The 16,851-nt window shown below is 69.4% G+C and carries 17 protein-coding genes and 1 tRNA gene; 8 read left to right on the top strand and 10 right to left on the bottom strand.

Features of this window, described 5'->3' with window-relative positions; all coding sequences use genetic code 11:
- Positions 1 to 9: 9 nt before the first annotated feature.
- Positions 10 to 198 (top strand): hypothetical protein, encoded by a 189-nt coding sequence (locus tag E5671_RS46395; protein ID WP_237330242.1) that lies wholly within the window; start codon positions 10 to 12, stop codon positions 196 to 198.
- Between the two features lie 114 nt (positions 199 to 312).
- Here E5671_RS46395 and E5671_RS25745 read toward each other — a convergent pair whose 3' ends face one another.
- Genes E5671_RS25745 through nth form a run of 3 tightly spaced genes read right to left on the bottom strand, consistent with a single transcriptional unit; the run spans position 313 to position 3,437 of the window.
- Positions 313 to 1,515 carry a MarP family serine protease gene (locus E5671_RS25745; RefSeq protein WP_160506297.1) on the bottom strand — a complete coding sequence of 401 codons (1,203 nt, stop codon included), beginning with the start codon at positions 1,513 to 1,515 and terminating at the stop codon, positions 313 to 315.
- 49 nt (positions 1,516 to 1,564) lie between these two features.
- Positions 1,565 to 2,404, bottom strand: coding sequence for an NUDIX hydrolase (locus E5671_RS25740; protein WP_237330241.1), 840 nt, complete (start codon positions 2,402 to 2,404; stop codon positions 1,565 to 1,567).
- A 55-nt stretch (positions 2,405 to 2,459) separates the two neighbouring features.
- Positions 2,460 to 3,437: an endonuclease III gene (nth, locus tag E5671_RS25735; protein ID WP_336605844.1), complete on the bottom strand. Its 978-nt coding sequence runs from the start codon at positions 3,435 to 3,437 to the stop codon at positions 2,460 to 2,462.
- A gap of 313 nt (positions 3,438 to 3,750) precedes the next feature.
- Here nth and E5671_RS25730 point away from each other — a divergent pair, with 313 nt between their 5' ends.
- The gene (locus E5671_RS25730; RefSeq protein WP_016642758.1) at positions 3,751 to 4,425 is read left to right on the top strand and encodes a Crp/Fnr family transcriptional regulator; all 675 of its coding nucleotides are present in this window, start codon (positions 3,751 to 3,753) and stop codon (positions 4,423 to 4,425) included.
- 725 nt (positions 4,426 to 5,150) lie between these two features.
- On the opposite strand, the gene E5671_RS25725 is transcribed toward E5671_RS25730, so the two are convergent.
- Complete coding sequence (locus E5671_RS25725) at positions 5,151 to 5,981, bottom strand: MBL fold metallo-hydrolase (RefSeq protein WP_160506295.1); 831 nt, start codon at positions 5,979 to 5,981, stop codon at positions 5,151 to 5,153.
- Positions 5,982 to 6,005: 24 nt separating this feature from the next.
- On the opposite strand from E5671_RS25725, the gene E5671_RS25720 reads away from it, so the two are divergent.
- Complete coding sequence (locus E5671_RS25720; RefSeq protein WP_160506294.1) at positions 6,006 to 6,491, top strand: hypothetical protein; 486 nt, start codon at positions 6,006 to 6,008, stop codon at positions 6,489 to 6,491.
- Here the strand turns inward: E5671_RS25720 and E5671_RS25715 are convergent.
- The 3 genes from E5671_RS25715 to E5671_RS25705 all read right to left on the bottom strand — a co-directional run bounded on the left by E5671_RS25715 (position 6,457) and on the right by E5671_RS25705 (position 8,095).
- On the bottom strand, positions 6,457 to 7,323 hold the full coding sequence (locus E5671_RS25715; RefSeq protein WP_160506293.1) for an NUDIX hydrolase: 867 nt from the start codon (positions 7,321 to 7,323) through the stop codon (positions 6,457 to 6,459). The genes E5671_RS25720 and E5671_RS25715 overlap by 35 nt on opposite strands.
- 143 nt (positions 7,324 to 7,466) lie before the next feature.
- Complete coding sequence (locus E5671_RS25710; RefSeq protein WP_160506292.1) at positions 7,467 to 7,937, bottom strand: RidA family protein; 471 nt, start codon at positions 7,935 to 7,937, stop codon at positions 7,467 to 7,469.
- Positions 7,934 to 8,095 carry a DUF4177 domain-containing protein gene (locus E5671_RS25705; RefSeq protein ID WP_003975360.1) on the bottom strand — a complete coding sequence of 54 codons (162 nt, stop codon included), beginning with the start codon at positions 8,093 to 8,095 and terminating at the stop codon, positions 7,934 to 7,936. The genes E5671_RS25710 and E5671_RS25705 overlap by 4 nt, the downstream gene beginning before the upstream one ends.
- Positions 8,096 to 8,177: 82 nt before the next feature.
- Between E5671_RS25705 and E5671_RS25700 the strand changes: the two genes are divergently transcribed.
- Both E5671_RS25700 and E5671_RS25695 read left to right on the top strand, forming a co-directional pair.
- Positions 8,178 to 9,158, top strand: a complete 981-nt coding sequence (locus E5671_RS25700; protein ID WP_160506291.1) for an ArsA-related P-loop ATPase — start codon at positions 8,178 to 8,180, stop codon at positions 9,156 to 9,158.
- Positions 9,155 to 10,594 carry an ArsA-related P-loop ATPase gene (locus E5671_RS25695; RefSeq protein WP_443032693.1) on the top strand — a complete coding sequence of 480 codons (1,440 nt, stop codon included), beginning with the start codon at positions 9,155 to 9,157 and terminating at the stop codon, positions 10,592 to 10,594. Before E5671_RS25700 ends, E5671_RS25695 begins: the two co-directional genes overlap by 4 nt.
- A 38-nt stretch (positions 10,595 to 10,632) precedes the next feature.
- Here the strand turns inward: E5671_RS25695 and E5671_RS25690 are convergent, their stop codons facing one another.
- Positions 10,633 to 10,977, bottom strand: coding sequence for a WhiB family transcriptional regulator (locus tag E5671_RS25690; RefSeq protein WP_167828965.1), 345 nt, complete (start codon positions 10,975 to 10,977; stop codon positions 10,633 to 10,635).
- A gap of 417 nt (positions 10,978 to 11,394) precedes the next feature.
- Between E5671_RS25690 and E5671_RS25680 the strand changes: the two genes are divergently transcribed.
- A complete protein-coding gene (locus E5671_RS25680; protein ID WP_160506290.1) occupies positions 11,395 to 13,662 on the top strand; it encodes a transglycosylase domain-containing protein in 2,268 nt (755 codons plus the stop codon).
- A gap of 147 nt (positions 13,663 to 13,809) precedes the next feature.
- On the opposite strand, the gene E5671_RS25675 is transcribed toward E5671_RS25680, so the two are convergent.
- Positions 13,810 to 14,274, bottom strand: coding sequence for a GatB/YqeY domain-containing protein (locus tag E5671_RS25675; protein WP_160506289.1), 465 nt, complete (start codon positions 14,272 to 14,274; stop codon positions 13,810 to 13,812).
- A 75-nt stretch (positions 14,275 to 14,349) separates the two neighbouring features.
- Here E5671_RS25675 and E5671_RS25670 point away from each other — a divergent pair, with 75 nt between their 5' ends.
- Together E5671_RS25670 and E5671_RS25665 are read left to right on the top strand one after the other, a co-directional pair.
- Positions 14,350 to 15,276 carry a metallophosphoesterase gene (locus E5671_RS25670; RefSeq protein WP_160506288.1) on the top strand — a complete coding sequence of 309 codons (927 nt, stop codon included), beginning with the start codon at positions 14,350 to 14,352 and terminating at the stop codon, positions 15,274 to 15,276.
- Between the two features lie 133 nt (positions 15,277 to 15,409).
- A tRNA-Pro gene (locus E5671_RS25665) sits at positions 15,410 to 15,483 on the top strand.
- A 69-nt stretch (positions 15,484 to 15,552) separates the two neighbouring features.
- On the opposite strand, the gene E5671_RS25660 is transcribed toward E5671_RS25665, so the two are convergent.
- Positions 15,553 to 16,749 carry a serine hydrolase domain-containing protein gene (locus E5671_RS25660; RefSeq protein ID WP_160506287.1) on the bottom strand — a complete coding sequence of 399 codons (1,197 nt, stop codon included), beginning with the start codon at positions 16,747 to 16,749 and terminating at the stop codon, positions 15,553 to 15,555.
- Positions 16,750 to 16,851 lie beyond the last annotated feature (102 nt).

Below are 16,851 nucleotides of genomic sequence, written 5' to 3'. Positions count from 1 at the left end.
CGTCCGGGTATGGGCTGGACGCACGACTACAGTGACGCAGCACGCAACCGCCGCTCGGCCACAGCGCTGAACAGCCGTGAGAGGGGCGGTCCGCACGATCCGGGCCATGAGGGCCCTGCTCAAGGCATCGGCATTCCCCACATCCTGCGCCGCAGGGCCCGCTGGGTCTCGGCGCGGCTGAGGCATACGCGCGACTGATCCGATCGCTTCCGCGCGACTGGATCCGATCGCTTCCACGCGACTGGTCCCAACGCTTCCGCGCGACGATCCGACCGCTCTCCCGACTGCGCCCCGCTAGAGGACTGCGCCCCGCTAGAGCGCGCAAGCCTCGCTGTCGACCTCTTGGTTGGCTGTACGGCCTTCCTCGATGTCCTCACGGACCTCGTCGACGGTGAGGGCATAGCCGGTGTCCGGGTCGTCGAGCGACTTCGCGAAGACCACGCCGTAGACCTTGCCTTCGGGCGTGAGCAGCGGGCCGCCTGAGTTGCCCTGGCGGACGGTCGCGTAGAGCGAGTACACATCGCGGCGCACGGTGCCCCGGTGGTAGATGTCCGGGCCGTTGGCCGTGATGCGACCGCGCACGCGCGCGGGGCGGACGTCGTACGGGCCGTTCTCCGGGAAGCCCGCGACGATCGCGTTGTCACCGCTGACCGCGTCCTTGGACGTGAACTGCAGCGCGGGCGCCTGGAGAGTCGGCACGTCCAGTACGGCGATGTCGCGCTCCCAGTCGTAGAGCACGACCTTCGCGTCGTACGTCCTGCCGTCTCCGCCTATCTGCACCGTCGGGTCGTCCACGCCGCCGACCACGTGCGCGTTGGTCATCACGCGGCGCTCGGAGAAGACGAAGCCGGTGCCTTCGAGGACCTTGCCGCAGCCGCGGGCCTCGCCCTGCACCTTCACGATGGAGCGCCTGGCCTTCGTGGCGACCTCGCTCTTGGCGAGCCTGGGGTCGGGGGCCTGGACCTCGGTGATGGGCTCGTTCGAGAACGGGCTGAAGACCTGCGGGAAGCCGTTGCGCGCAAGGACCGAGGAGAAGTCCGCGAACCAGGTGTCGGCCTGGTCGGGCAGCGTGCGCGAGACGCCGAGCAGGATCTTGGAGTTGCGTACTTCCTTGCCGACCGTCGGCAGCGTCGTACCCGCGAGGGCGGAGCCGATCAGCCAGGCGACGAGGAGCATCGCCAGTACGTTGACCAGCGCGCCGCCCGTGGCGTCCAAGGCGCGGGCGGGCTGCCAAGTGATGTACCGGCGGAGCTTGTTGCCCAAGTGGGTGGTGAAGGCCTGGCCGATGGAGGCACAGACGATCACGATGACCACGGCGACGACGGCGGCCGTCGTGCTCACCGCTCCCTCGTCGTCCGTGAGGGCGGCCCAGATGACGGGCAGCAGGTACACCGCGACGAGTCCGCCGCCCAGGAAACCGATCACCGACAGGATGCCGACGACGAATCCCTGGCGATAACCGACGACCGCGAACCACACGGCGGCGACCACCAAAAGGATGTCCAGCACGTTCACCGATTCAATCCTCGCCTCGCATCGCGGTCGCCACGTCCCCGCAACCTTGTCATGCGCGCCAGTCGAGCGGCACCTGCTTGGTGCGGTCCCAGGGGCGCTCCCAGCCTGCGAAGTGCAGGATTCTGTCGATCACTCCGGCCGTAAAACCCCAGACCAGAGCGGATTCGACGAGGAAGGCCGGGCCTCGGTGGCCGCTCGGATGAACCGTCGTCGCGCGGTTGTCGGGATCCGTGAGATCGGACACGGGAACCGTGAAGACGCGGGCGGTCTCGGCCGGATCGACGACGCCGACGGGGGTGGGCGTGCGCCACCAGCCGAGCACCGGGGTCACCACGAAGTCGCTCACCGGGATGAAGAGCTTGGGCAGCACGCCGAAGAGCTGGACGCCTCGGGGGTCGAGCCCGGTCTCCTCCTCGGCCTCGCGCAGCGCGGCGCGCAGGGGGCCGTCGGCGAGCGGATCGCCGTCCTCGGGGTCGAGGGAGCCGCCGGGGAAGGAGGGCTGGCCCGCGTGCGAGCGCAGGCTCCCCGAACGCTCCATCAGGAGCAGCTCGGGGCCGCGCGCGCCCTCTCCGAAGAGGATCAGCACGGCGGACTGGCGTCCGGCGCCGCTCTCCGGGGGCAGGAAGCGGCTGAGCTGGGTCGGCTGGACGGTCTCGGCGGCGCGGGCGACGGGGTCCAGCCAGGCGGGGAGTCCTTCGGTGCTGAGGCGCACGTGTCCGTTGGGGCTGCCTGATGGGCTTCGTGCAGGGCGACCTGTGCCGCCGGGTCCGCCGGGTCTGCCGGGTGCGCCGGGTCCGCCGGGTCCGCCGGGTCCCTCGAAGCCGTTCCCATCGCTCATGTGCGTATGGCTCGTGTCGGTTGTCTCGCTCGTGTCGCTCGCGTGCGTCATCGGCACCCCCGTCCAACTGTGGACAACGCCTGTGGACCCTCGGTTGGTTCCTCGCTCATGCGGCGCCCAGCGGGGGCGCGGCCTTCCCCGGGTAGTCCGGCGGGGGCTTGAGGCGCTGGCCCGGCAGGCCGCCCATCTCGTACTTCAGGAGCTTCTTCGCCTTCTCCGGGTCGGTCTCGCCCTCTCCGTACGACGGGCAGAGATCGGCGATCGGGCAGGCGCCGCAGGCGGGCTTGCGGGAGTGGCAGATCCGGCGGCCGTGGAAGATCACGCGGTGCGAGAGCATCGTCCACTCGCTCTTCGGGAAGAGGTCGGCGATGACGGCCTCGACCTTCACCGGGTCGGTCTCCTCGGTCCACTTCCAGCGCCGGACGAGCCGTCCGAAGTGGGTGTCCACGGTGATGCCGGGGACTCCGAAGGCGTTCCCGAGCACGACGAACGCGGTCTTGCGTCCTACGCCGGGCAGCTTGACGAGGTCTTCTATGCGGCCGGGGACCTCGCCGCCGTGGTTGTCCCTGAGGGCGGTGGCGAGCCCCATGATCGACTTGGTCTTCGCCCGGAAGAACCCGGTCGGCCGGATCAACTCCTCGACCTCTTCGGGGTTGGCGGCGGCTAGGTCCTCCGGGGTCGGGTACGCGGCGAAGAGGCGCGGCGTCGTTTGGTTCACCCGCAGGTCGGTGGTCTGCGCGGAGAGGACCGTGGCGATGAGCAGCTCGAAGGGGTTCTCGAAGTCCAACTCGGGGTGGGCGTACGAGTACACATCGGCGAGCTCGCGGTTGATACGGCGGGCTCGGCGGACGAGGGCTGCGCGGGACTCGGGCTTGGCTTTGGCTTTGGGCTTGGCCTCGGGCTCGGGCTTGGCCTCGGACTTGGGCTTGGCGGGGGCAGCTTTTTTCGGCGGGGCGGTTTTCTTGGCCGGGGTGGCGGTTTTCTTCGCTGGAGCGGTCTGCTTCGCTGGGGCGGCGGTCTTCGTGGCCGAGGTAGGTTTCGTCGCGTCGGCTGTGGCCTGATGCTTCTCCGAAGGCTTCCTCACCGGTGGCACCTTTGTCCCTTTTGTCGCATTCTCTGGTTCAGTGGAAGTCTGTTCGCCCACAGCGGAATCCGGGAGGGCGGTCACCTTCCCAGCCCTCCTGGCCTGTGCTCTCACCGGCTTTTTGGACACCCGGCCAGCCTAGAGCCCGACACTGACATCCGCCCTGGACCCTATGGATCGGCCCCCAATTGGCCCCCTCCCGCACAGCTTGCGACGCCGGTGCGGCAGACTTGTGACTGATCACACTGTTTGGACCGTCCGGCAAAATGGGGGGACCACAGTCCCCTGATGCAGGCCGACAAGGAGAGAACTCGTGGACGACGTTCTGCGGCGCGCCCCGCTCTTCGCGGCGCTCGATGACGAGCAGGCCGCGGAGCTCCGCGCCTCCATGAGTGAGGTGACGCTCGCGCGCGGGGATGCGCTTTTCCATGAGGGCGACCCCGGAGACCGCCTTTACGTGGTCACCGAGGGCAAGGTGAAGCTTCACCGCACCTCACCCGACGGCCGCGAGAACATGCTCGCGGTGCTCGGCCCCGGCGAGCTCATCGGTGAGCTCTCGCTGTTCGACCCGGGCCCGCGTACGGCCACCGCCTCCGCGCTCACCGAGGTCAAGCTGCTCGGTCTGGGCCACGGCGACCTTCAGCCGTGGCTGAACGCACGGCCCGAGGTGGCCGCGGCGCTGCTGCGTGCCGTTGCGCGGCGCCTGCGCAAGACGAATGACCAGATGTCCGATCTGGTCTTCTCCGACGTGCCCGGGCGTGTGGCCCGCGCCCTTCTCGACCTGTCGCGCCGCTTCGGTGTGCAGTCCGAAGAGGGCATCCACGTCGTGCACGACCTCACGCAGGAAGAGCTGGCCCAGCTGGTCGGCGCCTCCCGCGAGACGGTCAACAAGGCTCTGGCGGACTTCGCGGGGCGCGGCTGGCTTCGGCTGGAGGCGCGTGCGGTGATTTTGCTGGATGTGGAGAGGTTGGCCAAGCGGTCGCGCTGATGCGTTTTCGCTGACGCTGTTTCGTACGCGGATGGGTCCCGCCTCGTTCTGAGGCGGGGCCCATCCGTGCTCCCGCACAAGCTTTCCCACCCACCCACCCGATTGCCCTGCGGTGTGGGGGGGGGTGGGTGCGGCACGGCTTCCCGGCTGGGGACCGGGGGGGGGTGGGCGGGGGGGGGGAGCTGCCCGCCGCTCAGGCCTGCCGGGCGCGGCTTGGGGCGGGCGGGGCGTGCCCACCGTCCAGGACGCCGGCGCGGGTTGGGGTGGGTGGGCGGGGAATGTCCGCGGTCCAGGGCTCCCAGGCCCGTTGGGGCGGGTGGGCGGGAAGTGTCCGTCGTCCAGGACCTGCGGCGCGGCTTGGGACGGTGGGGAGTGTTCGCCGTCCAAGCCGCCGGGATGGGGTGGGTGGGTGGGGAGTATCCGTCCGCCAGGACCCCGGCCGACTGAGGGCGGGCGGGGAATGTCCGTCGGCCAAGGCCCCCGGCGCGGCTTGAGACCGCGGAGGGTGTTCGCCGTCCAAGCCGCCGGGATGGGGTGGGTGGGTGGGGAGTATCCGTCCGCCAGGACCCCGGCCGGCTGAGGGTGGGGCCCTCGCGAAGTTGGGGTGGGTGGGCGGGGAGGCCCCGGCCCGGCTGTGGGGAGTGTTCGCCGTCCCAGCCTCGGCCCGGCCGGGTGGGGTGGGTTCCCCGGCGGGGATCTTTGAGCGGTTAGGCGCCCACGCCCGGTTAAATCAAGCCGTGTTCTCGCAAGTAGTCCAGCTGCGCCCTCACCGACAGTTCCGCCGCCGGCCACAAGGAGCGGTCCACGTCCGCGTAGACGTGGGCGACCACGTCCGAGGGGGCCGCGTGGCCGTTCTCCACCGCTGTCTCGACCTGGGCCAGGCGGTTCGCGCGGTGAGCGAGGTAGAACTCGACGGCACCCTGGGCGTCTTCCAGGACCGGACCGTGGCCCGGCAGGACCGTGTGCACGCCGTCGTCGACCGTCAGGGACCTCAGCCGCCGCAGGGAGTCCAGATAGTCCCCCAGGCGGCCGTCAGGGTGCGCCACGACCGTCGTACCGCGGCCCAGGACCGTATCTCCCGTCAGGACCGCCTGATCGGCCGGGAGATGGAAGCAGAGGGAATCCGCGGTGTGGCCCGGCGTCGGGACCACGCGGAGTTCCAGGCCGCCCGTCGTGATCACGTCACCCGCGCCCAGGCCCTCGTCGCCGAGGCGCAGCGCGGGGTCGAGGGCCCGCACCTTGCTGCCGGTCAGCTCCGCGAAGCGGGCAGCGCCCTCCGCGTGGTCCGGGTGGCCGTGGGTGAGGAGGGTGAGCGCGACCCGCTGCCCGGCCTGCTCGGCCGTGGCGATGACGTTCTGGAGGTGTACGTCGTCCAGGGGCCCCGGGTCGATGACTACCGCGAGCCCGGAGTCCGGCTCGGACACGATCCAGGTGTTGGTCCCGTCCAGCGTCATCGCGGAGGCGTTCGGGGCCAGGACGTTGACCGCGCGGTCGGTGGCGGGACCGCTGAGGACTCCGCCCCGGGGCTGGCCGGGAAGGGCGGCGGCTTCGGTCATGCGGGGGTGACTCCCGTCCGGTTCGTGGCAGGCGTGGCCGTGATGGGAGGCGTGGTCGTTGAGGCAGGCGTGGCCCTCGTGGCAGGCATGGCCCTGGTGGCGGGCGTAGCCGTGATGGGAGGCGCGGCCTTGGTGACGGGCGTGGCCCTCGTGGCAGGCAAGGCCCTGGTGGCGGGCGTAGCCGTGATGGGAGGCGCGGCCTTGGTCGCAGGCGTGCCCCCGGCGGCAGGCACAGCTGTGATGGCAGGCGTAGCCCTGGTGCCAGGCATGGCCCTGGCCGCAGGCATGGCCCTGGTGGCAAGCATGGCCTTGGCCGCAGGCATGACCGTGATGGCAAGCATGGCCCTGGTCGCAGGCGCGGCCCTGGTCGCAGGCGCGGCCCTGGTCGCAGGCGCGGCCCTGGTCGCAGGCGCGGCCCTGGTCGCAGCCGCAACCGTGGTGGCAAGCATGGCCCCGGTAGCAAGCACAAGCATCGTCACGCCGAGCCCCCCGCAGGGATGTGCTTCGTGAACTCCTCGTGGCCCGGCCAGGTCAGCACCAACTCGCCCTCCTCGAAGCGCGCTTGCGCCAGTACCGGAGTGAGATCGCGCTCCGGGGCCGCCGCCAGGGTCTCCGCTGCCGACCCGTAGGGGCTCAGTTGGCGCAGGGTCGCGATGGTGGGCGGCATCATCAGGAGGTCGCCCTTGTCGTACCCCGCCGTCGCCTCCCCCGGAGCGATCCACACCGTACGGTCCGCCTCCGTGGAGGCGTTGCGCGTGCGCTGCCCCTCCGGGAGGGCCGCCACGAAGAAGAACGTGTCGTAACGCTTCGGCTCGAACTCCGGAGTGATCCAGCGCGCCCAGGCGGCGAGCAGGTCGCTGCGCAGGACCAGGCCCCTGCGGTCCAGGAACTCCGCGAAGGAGAAATCGCGGGCCACCAGCGCCTCGCGGTCCGCCTCCCAGTCGTCGCCCGTGGTGTCGCCGACCACGGTCGATGGGGTGGGCCCGGCGAGCAGTACCCCCGCCTCCTCGTACGTCTCGCGTACAGCGGCGCACACGATCGCCTGGGCGCCCGGCTCGTCCACGCCGAGACGCGCCGCCCACGTCGCGAGGGACGGGCCCGCCCAGCGCACGAGGTGGTCGTCGTCGCGCGGGTCCACACCGCCGCCCGGATACGCGTACGCGCCTCCGGCGAAGGCCATGGAGGCGCGTCTGCGCAGCATGTGTACGGCGGTGCCCGCCACGGAGTCCCGAAGGAGCATGACCGTGGCCGCCCGGCGCGGAGTCGCAGGTGTCAGTTCGCCGCTGCTCAGCGCACGGATACGGTCGGGCCACTCCGGGGGGTACCACTGCCCATTAGCCATGGGCGGAGGCTATCCCCTAGTGGGCTGATGTTCGAGAGGCAACTATCGGGTGCCAGAAGGCAGCCGACAAGGCAGCCGATAAGGCCGCCGATAGGCCGCCGACGAAGCACACGAGGCAGCGGTTACGCCTCGTCGAGCCTGGATTACGCCTCGGTCAGTTCCACCTGGATCTCGACCTCGACCGGCGCGTCCAGCGGCAGGACCGCCACGCCGACCGCGCTGCGGGCGTGCACGCCCTTGTCGCCGAGCACCTCGCCCAGCAGCTCGCTCGTGCCGTTGATCACCGCGGGCTGCCCCGTGAAGTCAGGAGCCGACGCCACGAAGCCGACGACCTTCACGACGCGCGCGATCCGGTCAAGGTCACCGGCGATGGACTTCACCGCGGCGAGGGCGTTCAGACCGCACGTGCGGGCCAGTTCCTTGGCCTCTTCGGGGGTCACCTCCGCGCCGACCTTGCCGGTCACCGGAAGCTTGCCCTCCACCATCGGGAGCTGCCCCGAGGTGTAGACGTACACACCGGACTGGACGGCCGGCTGGTAGGCGGCGAGCGGTGGCACGACCTCGGGCAGGGTCATGCCCAGTTCGGCGAGCTTCGCCTCGACGTTGCCGCTCATGCCTGCTTCTCCCGCTTCAGGTAGGCCACGAGCTGCTCAGGGTTGTTCGGCCCGGGGACGACCTGGACGAGCTCCCAGCCGTCCTCGCCCCAGGTGTCCAGAATCTGCTTCGTGGCATGGACGAGCAGCGGCACGGTTGCGTATTCCCACTTGGTCATATGGCCGACTGTAGCCGTTGTGAGGCGCTGCTCACGGTGGCCTCCTGCTTAGTCCGGACGGCGACTGGTTAGGCTCGGAAGTGTGAGCAGGCTCCAGGTCGTCAGCGGCAAGGGCGGTACCGGCAAGACCACGGTGGCCGCCGCACTCGCGCTCGCCCTCGCGACGGAGGGCAAGCGCACCCTCCTCGTGGAGGTGGAGGGCAGACAGGGCATCGCGCAGCTCTTCGAGACCGAAGCGCTGCCGTATGAGGAGCGGAAGATCGCCGTCGCTCCCGGGGGCGGGGAGGTGTATGCCCTCGCCATCGATCCCGAACTGGCGCTGCTCGACTACCTCCAGATGTTCTACAAACTGGGGGGCGCCGGACGCGCGCTCAAGAAACTCGGCGCGATCGACTTCGCCACCACCGTCGCGCCGGGCCTGCGGGACGTCCTGCTGACCGGTAAGGCCTGCGAAGCCGTACGCCGCAAGGACAAGAGCGGGCGTTACGCGTACGACTGCGTGGTGATGGACGCGCCGCCCACCGGCCGCATCACGCGCTTCCTGAACGTGAACGACGAAGTCGCGGGTCTTGCGAAGATCGGCCCCATACACAATCAGGCACAGGCCGTGATGCGCGTTCTCAAGTCCCCGGAGACCGCAGTCCACTTGGTGACGCTCCTCGAAGAGATGCCCGTCCAGGAGACCGCGGACGGGATCGCCGAGCTGCGCGCCGCCAAGCTCCCCGTAGGACGCGTCATCGTGAACATGGTGCGGCCCGCGCTGCTCGACGAGTCCGCCCTTGAGCTCGGGCTCGGCCAGACCCCCCGTACCGCCATCGCCAAGTCCCTCTCCGCCGCCGGGCTCGGCGGGGCCCGGCGCGGAGGCGTCGCCGAGCGCCTGGTCGACCCGCTCCTGGAGCAGGCCGCCGAGTACGCCGAGCGGTACGCCCTGGAGGGCTCCCAGCGGGCCGTCCTCGGCGAGCTCGGCCTCCCCCTGCACGAACTCCCGCTGCTGGCCGGGGGGATGGACCTGGCGGGGCTCTACGAACTCGCCACGGAACTGCGGAAGCAAGGGATCGCATGACCAGGGATCGCATGACCTCGGACCCGGCACGACACCCGGAAACGACACGCCCCCTGGACCCGGCCCGCAGGCTCGACGTGGACTCCCTGCTCGACGACCCGAAGACCCGCATCGTGGTGTGCTGCGGCTCCGGAGGCGTCGGCAAGACGACCACGGCGGCCGCGCTCGGCCTGCGCGCCGCCGAACGTGGCCGCAAGGTCGTCGTCCTGACCATCGACCCGGCGCGCAGGCTCGCCCAGTCCATGGGGATCGACTCGCTCGACAACGTCCCGCGCCGGGTCAAGGCTGTCGACGGAGACGGCGAACTGCACGCCATGATGCTCGACATGAAGCGCACCTTCGACGAGATCGTCGAGGCGCACGCGGACAAGGAGCGGGCGAGCGCGATCCTCAACAACCCCTTCTACCAGTCGCTTTCGGCGGGCTTCGCGGGCACGCAGGAGTACATGGCGATGGAGAAGCTGGGGCAGCTGCGCTCCCGCGACGAGTGGGACCTGATCGTCGTCGACACGCCGCCCTCGCGCTCGGCCCTGGACTTCCTCGACGCCCCGAAGCGCCTCGGCTCCTTCCTGGACGGGAAGCTGATCCGGGTGCTCATGGCCCCCGCGAAGGTGGGCGGCCGGGCCGGGATGAAGTTCCTGAACGTCGGGATGTCGATGATGACGGGGGCCCTGGGCAAGCTGCTCGGCGGTCAACTGCTGCGTGACGTCCAGACGTTCGTGGCCGCGATGGACACCATGTTCGGCGGCTTCCGCACCCGCGCAGACGCCACGTACCGGCTGCTTCAGGCGCCGGGTACGGCATTCCTGGTGGTGGCGTCGCCGGAGCGGGACGCCCTGAGGGAGGCGGCGTACTTCGTGGAGCGCCTGGCGGCGGACGACATGCCGCTCGCCGGTCTCGTGCTCAACAGGGTGCACAGCAGCGGCGCCGCTCAGCTCTCGGCCGAGCGGGCACTTGCCGCCGCGGAAAATCTTGATGAGAGCCGCATTGTGGATCAGGAGGACGGGAAGGTTGGAGTGCGTAACTCCCGCGAGGCTTCCCATGAGGCATCCCACGAAGCAGCACAAGAGGCTCCCGGCGACTCCCCCGAGGCCCCCGGCAGTTCCGAGACCCCCGCACCTTCTGAAGAACCCTCTGACGCTTCTGAAGAACGCTCTGACGCTTCCGAAGAACCCTCCGACGCACCTTCCGAACTCCACGACACACACCCGCCCGTGGCGCAGCTGACCGCAGGCCTGCTGCGACTGCACGCGGAACGCATGCAGCTGCTCGCGCGCGAACAGCGCACGCGCGACCGCTTCACCGCGCTTCACCCCGAGGTGGCCGTGACCGAAGTGACGGCGCTGCCGGGTGACGTGCACGACCTGGCAGGCCTTCGGGCCATCGGGGACCGGCTCGCGGCCGGTAGTGATGGTGATCCGGCCGGAGCTGCCTGAGCAGCGGGTCTGCCCCACCGCCACGCGGCCGACGGGCGCTAACCCACCGCCGCGTAGCTCTCGTACGTCTCGTCGTCCTCCAAGTCCACGGGCAGCAGGCCCGCGCCACGCTCGTACTCGGAGCGCGCCGTCTCCAGCAGACGGCGCCAAGAGGTGACCGTGGGACGCCTGCGCAGCAGTGCGCGGCGCTCCCGCTCAGTCATGCCACCCCACACGCCGAACTCGACGCGGTTGTCCAGCGCGTCGGCCAGGCACTCCGTGCGCACCGGGCAGCCGGTGCACACCGCCTTGGCCCTGTTCTGCGCTGCTCCTTGAACGAACAGTTCATCTGGATCGGTAGTGCGGCAGGCCGCCTGCGCACTCCAGTCGGTTACCCAGCCCATACCGGCGCCGTCCTCTCCCGAATCGAGGCTCCCCCACGGCGGCAGCGGCATATTCACCGCCGCCAGTTGAGGACGTTACGGAAGGTGGGCACAGCGCAACACCCCCTTCGGGCCCAATCTTGAATGGCCCGAACGGACTATGCGTAAGCGGCAGATCACCCGACGGAGTGAGCTGGCGACATGCGTGATTAACCCGGCAAATGCGGGCACTTCAGCTGAGTCACAACGGGCATCGAATGCCGCATGAGGCGAATTCGGACACACTTTCCCTGACGCTTGAAGAGCGTGGGAAGTCCCCGTTCGGGATTTCGGGACCGACGGAGGGGTTGTTGCCAAACCGCACTGCTGTGACAGTTGAGAGCAGCTTAGGCCAAGGCATTGAGGCGTGTCCGGCGAATCAGAACGTAGGCTGCCCCCATGGGAAAGAAGCGCTCGGGCGGTGGTCTGTCACCAACTCAGCAGGCCGCGAAGTTCCTAGGTGTCAGCGTGCTCGCGGGAGCCGTGCTGGCAGGTATCGCCCTGCCCGCGGCCGGCGCGCTCGGCCTCGCGGCGAAGGGGTCGGTGGAGGAATTCGACGACATCCCTTCCAACATGGAGCAGCCGCCGCTGAGTCAGCGCACCACGATCCTCGACAGCGAGGGCGGCTCCATCGCCACGGTCTACTCGCGTGACCGCACGGTGGTCCCCCTCAAGGAGATCTCGCCGTACATGCAGAAGGCGATCGTCGCGATCGAGGACTCGCGCTTCTACGAGCACGGCGCGATCGACGCGAAGGGCATCCTGCGCGCGCTGAACCAGAACGCGCAGAGCGGCGGTGTCTCCCAGGGCGCCTCCACGCTCACCCAGCAGTACGTGAAGAACGTCTTCGTCGAGGAGGCCGGTGACGACCCGACGAAGGTCGCCGAGGCCACCCAGCAGACCCTCGGGCGCAAGATCCGCGAGCTGAAGTACGCGATCCAGGTAGAGGAAAAGCTCGGCAAGAAGCGCATCCTCAGCAACTACCTGAACATCACCTACTTCGGGCAGCAGGCGTACGGAGTCGAGGCCGCGGCCCAGCGCTACTTCTCCAAGCCCGCCAAGGACCTTCAGGTCCAGGAGGCCGCGCTGCTCGCCGGCATCGTGCAGTCCCCCAGCCGGTACGACCCCGTGAACGACACGGAGGAAGCCACCAAGCGCCGCAACGTAGTGCTGCAGCGGATGGCGGAGACGCACGACATCACGCAGGCGGAGGCCGAGGAGGCGAAGAAGAAGCCGCTCGGCCTGAAGGTGAGCAAGCCGAAGAACGGCTGCATCACGGCGGTCAGCGGCGCCGGGTTCTTCTGTGACTACGTACGCGAGGTGTTCCTCTCCGACCCGGTCTTCGGCAAGACCAAGGAGGACCGGGCCAAGGTCTGGAACCAGGGCGGTCTGCGCGTCAAGACCACCCTCGACCCACAGGCACAGCAGTCCGTGCAGGCCTCGATAAAGGATCACGTCAACCAGTCCGACGACGTGGCGACGGCAGCCACCATCGTCGAGCCGGGCACCGGCAAGATCCTGGGCATGGGCCAGTCGCGGCCCTACGGCTTCAAGAAGGACGAGACCACGATCAACCTGTCCGTGGACGACGCCATGGGCGGCGGCGCGGGCTACCAGCCGGGATCGACGTTCAAGCCGATCGTGGCCGCGGCCGCCCTGGAGGGCGGAATGCCGCCCACGAAGAGCTACGGCTCTCCGTACGAGATGCCGTATCCCGACAGCGTCGCGGCCTGCGACGGCAAGAAGTGGCTCAACTCGGGGGGCGCGAAGCTCACCAACGAGAACGAGTCCGAGGTCGGCCCGTACGACATGAGGGAAGCGACCGCGAAGTCGGTCAACACGTACTACGTGGAGATGATCGGCGACATCGGGATCTGCCCGGTGACGCAGATGGCCGAGAAGATGGGCGTCGAGCGTGCCGACGGCCGGAAGATCGACCAGGCGCCGTCGATCGCGCTCGGCACCCAGGAGATGTCGCCGCTGACGATGGCGGGCGCGTACGCCACGTTCGCGGCGCGCGGCAAGCACTGCACGCCCGTCGCCATCGAGTCGATCGCCGGCCCGGGCGGCAAGTCGCTGCCGGTGCCGAAGTCGACGTGCTCGCGCGCGATGTCGGAGAAGACGGCCGACACGATCAACACCCTCCTGAAGGGCGTGGTCGAGGACGGAACCGGCAAGCAGGCCGGCCTCGGCTCCCGCGCGAGCGCGGGCAAGACGGGTACGACCGACTACCGCTACGCCGCCTGGTTCGTGGGCTACACCCCGAACATGTCGGGCGCGGTCTGGGTCGGCGACCCGCAGCACAAGCGGCAGATGGTCGACATCACCATCGGCGGAGTCCCGTACGACAAGGTCTTCGGTGGTGAGGTCCCGGGTCCGATCTGGCGGGACGCGATGAGCGGCGCTCTCGCGGGCAAGCCCGCGCCGGGCTTCAACACCATCCACATCCCGGACGGCGGCAAGGACAAGGACAAGGACGAGCACGAGGACGACAACAAGCCGGGCGACGGCGGTCACGGCGGTGGCGGCAACAACGGCGGTGGCGACAACGGCGGCGGGGGCGATCCTTGGCCGGACATCTCCCTGCCGCCGGATGTCATCGGCGGCGGCGGGAACGGCGGGAACGGGAACGGCAATGGGGGCGGGATCGGCGGATGGGGCCGGTAGGGAGCGGTAGTCCGCGGTAATCCGTGTCTCCGGTACGACGATGAGGGCGCCCCCTGGAGCAGGGGGCGCCCTCATCGTTTCCGTACGTACGTGTGCGGTGCGGTGCGGTGTGGTGCGGTCAGCTACGCACGTGTGTGACGTGTGTGATCAGCCCGCGAGCAGCTTCTTCACCACGGCGGCGACGCGGCCGCCCTCCGCCAGGCCCGCGACCTTCGGGTTCACGATCTTCATGACCTGGCCCATGGCGCGCGGCCCCTCCGCCCCGGCGGCCCTGGCCTCCTCGACGGCCTGGGCGACGATCGCCTGGAGCTCGTCTTCGGAGAGCTGCTTCGGCAGGTACTCGGCGAGGATCTCGCCCTCCGCCTTCTCCTTCGCGGCCTGCTCGGCGCGACCGCCCTGGGCGAAGGCCTCCGCGGCCTCGCGGCGCTTCTTGGCCTCGCGAGCGATCACCTTCTGCACTTCATCGTCGGAGAGCTCGCGGGCCGTCTTGCCCGAGACCTCCTCCTTCGTGATGGCGGTGAGGGTCAGCCGGAGCGTCGAGGAGCGCAGCTCGTCACGCCCCCTGATCGCGGCGGTGAGGTCTTCCTGAAGCTTCGACTTGAGCGTGGTCATGCGGTGATTGTCGCAGGTGCGTACGGCCCGACGCCCGCTGATTTACGGGGCCTTCGGGTCTGACACGATGGGTGGATGCGCGCGCGATACGCAGTACCTCTGGGAATCACGGCGACGGCCGCCGCCGGTCTGGCCTACTCGGTGGGCTTCGAAGCCCGCTCCTTCCGACTGCGACGGATCACCGTGCCGGTGCTCCCGCCGGGGATGCGACCGCTCAGAGTCCTCCAGGTGTCGGACATCCACATGGTGTCCGGGCAGCGCAAGAAGCAGCGCTGGCTGCGCTCGCTCGCGGGTCTTCGCCCCGACTTCGTGATCAACACCGGGGACAACCTCTCCGACCCGGAGGGCGTGCCGGAGACGCTGGACGCGCTCGGCCCGCTGATGCAGTTCCCCGGGGCGTACGTCTTCGGCTCGAACGACTACTACGGCCCCAAGCCGCGCAACCCCGTCCGCTACCTGATCGAGAAGTCGCAGGGCAAGCACGGCCTGAACGGCAACGCACCCGCCGTCGGCGTGATCCACAACCCGTGGGAGGACCTGCGCGACGGCTTCGACGCCGCGGGCTGGGTGAACCTCACGAACACGCGGGGCGCCCTGAAGGTCGAGGGCTACGAGATCGGCCTCACCGGCCTGGACGACCCGCACATCAAACGTGACCGGTACGCGCGCGTGGCGGGCGGTCCCGACGCGGGCGCCGACTTCTCGATGGGCATCGTGCACGCCCCGTACCTGCGCACCCTCGACTCCTTCACGGCCGACGGCTACCCCTTGATCCTCGCGGGCCACACCCACGGCGGTCAGGTGTGCATCCCCTTCTACGGGGCGCTGGTCACCAACTGTGACCTGGACACGGAGCGCGTGAAGGGCCTGTCGAGGCACGAGGCGGAGGGCCGGACGTCCTTCATGCACGTCTCGGCGGGCTGCGGCGCGAACCGCTACACCCCGATGCGCTTCGCGTGCCCCCCGGAGGCGACACTGCTGACGCTGACGGCCCGGGACTGAGGCCTCGGGCCGCGGGCCTCCGGTACGGGATGCCAGGGGCCGGAAAACCGGATTTCGTCTCCGGGCGCCGGTCCGCTAAAGTAATCGATGTCGCCACGGCCAGCAGCAATGCGGGCCGGTGGAGCAACGACATCGGGGTGTAGCGCAGCTTGGCAGCGCGCTTCGTTCGGGACGAAGAGGTCGTGGGTTCAAATCCCGCCACCCCGACAGCTAAGCAGCAGGTCAGAGGGCCGGTACTGGATTCAGTACCGGCCCTCTGGCTTTGTGCGTGTCTGTCTAGGGCGCGGTGGCCGAACCGTCGTAGACGTTCTTCGGGGTGGCGACCGCTGTGATCGCGCGGGCCAGCAGGGTGGACGGCTCCTGGCCCTGGCTCGTGATGTCGGTGTTCATCATGATGACCAGGGTGGCCTTCTGTGAGGGCAGGTAGACCGTCACTGTCTCGTAGCCCGGGATGGAGCCGTTGTGCCCGATCCAGCCGTTGGTCTTGAGGATGCCAAGACCGTAGGTGGTGCCGGGGAAACCGGTGGGCAGCGTCTTGAGCCGCTGTTTTTGAGTCTCGGGGCTGAGCAGCTGTCCGGTGGCGACGGACTTGGCCCAGTGCCGCAGATCCTGCAGGTTCGAGATCATCGCCCCTGCCGCCCAGGCCCAGCTGGGGTTCCAGTTCGTGGCGTCCGCGACCTCACCGCTCAGGGTTTGGTTCGTGTAGCCGCGCGGGTGCGGGTGCGGGAACTCGTTGCCCTGCGGGAACAGTGTGTGGCGCAGGTGCGCCGGGTGCAGCACTCGGTGGTGGATGACGTCGGCCAGGGGGCGGCCGGTCACCTTTTCGATCACCAGGCCCAGCAGGACGAGGTTGGAGTTGGAGTACTGGAACTTCTCGCCCGGGGCGAAGGTGTTGCGGTGCTTGAAGCCGTACGCGAGGGACTGGCGCGGGGTGAAAGTGCGCTGAGGGTCGCTCAGCAGGTCGCGGACGAAGCCGGGGTCCTCGGTGTAGGGGAACAGACCGCTGCGCATCTCCGCGAGATGGCGCAGCGTGATGCGGTGGCCGTTGGGCACGCCCTTGACGTACGTGGAGATCGGATCGTCCAGCTTGACCCGGCCTTCGTCCACGAGCTGGAGCAGCGCGGTGACGGTGAAGGTCTTGGTCTCGCTGCCGATCCGGACGAAGGAGTCGGCGGCCATCGGCTTGCCGGTCCTGGTGTCGGCGACGCCCATGGACCGTACGTAGCAGCCCTTGCCCGGCATCCACAGACCGACGACGGCCCCGGGGATGCCCGCCTTCTTTCCGACGTCGTTCATGGTCTTGTCGAGGCGGGATGTGAGCCCCCGTCCCAGGCTGTTCGGGCAGTCGCCCTTGTCGGGGTGGGCGGCGACCGGCCGCTGATCGGCCGCGGCGGGGTGGGCCGCCGCCGGCGCCCACAAGGACGCGACGAGCAGCGCTGCGCAGAGGGTACGGCGGGCGGTGGAACGTCTCATTCGGGGGCGCCTCTTCCAGACGGGGGCAGACGATACGAACATCACCACGTCAGCCCGCGACGCAGGCCCGATCGCCCGTCCCTGTGTCAAGAAGTCCACTCG

The organism is Streptomyces sp. BA2 (assembly GCF_009769735.1).
GTDB lineage: Bacteria > Actinomycetota > Actinomycetes > Streptomycetales > Streptomycetaceae > Streptomyces.
Note: the sequence above shows the minus strand (reverse complement) of the source record. Positions and strands in the feature narration are given on the sequence as shown.

Bases quoted from the DNA above. Each gene is read 5' to 3' on its own strand.
- E5671_RS46395 (WP_237330242.1), top strand. From the start codon at position 10: ATGGGCTGGACGCACGACTACAGTGACGCAGCACGCAACCGCCGCTCG.
- E5671_RS25740 (WP_237330241.1), bottom strand. From the start codon at position 2,404: ATGACGCACGCGAGCGACACGAGCGAGACAACCGACACGAGCCATACG.
- E5671_RS25725 (WP_160506295.1), bottom strand. From the start codon at position 5,981: ATGACCGAAGCCGCCGCCCTTCCCGGCCAGCCCCGGGGCGGAGTCCTC.
- E5671_RS25715 (WP_160506293.1), bottom strand. From the start codon at position 7,323: ATGGCTAATGGGCAGTGGTACCCCCCGGAGTGGCCCGACCGTATCCGT.
- E5671_RS25710 (WP_160506292.1), bottom strand. From the start codon at position 7,937: ATGAGCGGCAACGTCGAGGCGAAGCTCGCCGAACTGGGCATGACCCTG.
- E5671_RS25705 (WP_003975360.1), bottom strand. From the start codon at position 8,095: ATGACCAAGTGGGAATACGCAACCGTGCCGCTGCTCGTCCATGCCACG.
- E5671_RS25695 (WP_443032693.1), top strand. From the start codon at position 9,155: ATGACCAGGGATCGCATGACCTCGGACCCGGCACGACACCCGGAAACG.
- E5671_RS25690 (WP_167828965.1), bottom strand. From the start codon at position 10,977: ATGGGCTGGGTAACCGACTGGAGTGCGCAGGCGGCCTGCCGCACTACC.
- E5671_RS25680 (WP_160506290.1), top strand. From the start codon at position 11,395: ATGGGAAAGAAGCGCTCGGGCGGTGGTCTGTCACCAACTCAGCAGGCC.
- E5671_RS25675 (WP_160506289.1), bottom strand. From the start codon at position 14,274: ATGACCACGCTCAAGTCGAAGCTTCAGGAAGACCTCACCGCCGCGATC.
- E5671_RS25670 (WP_160506288.1), top strand. From the start codon at position 14,350: ATGCGCGCGCGATACGCAGTACCTCTGGGAATCACGGCGACGGCCGCC.
- E5671_RS25660 (WP_160506287.1), bottom strand. From the start codon at position 16,749: ATGAGACGTTCCACCGCCCGCCGTACCCTCTGCGCAGCGCTGCTCGTC.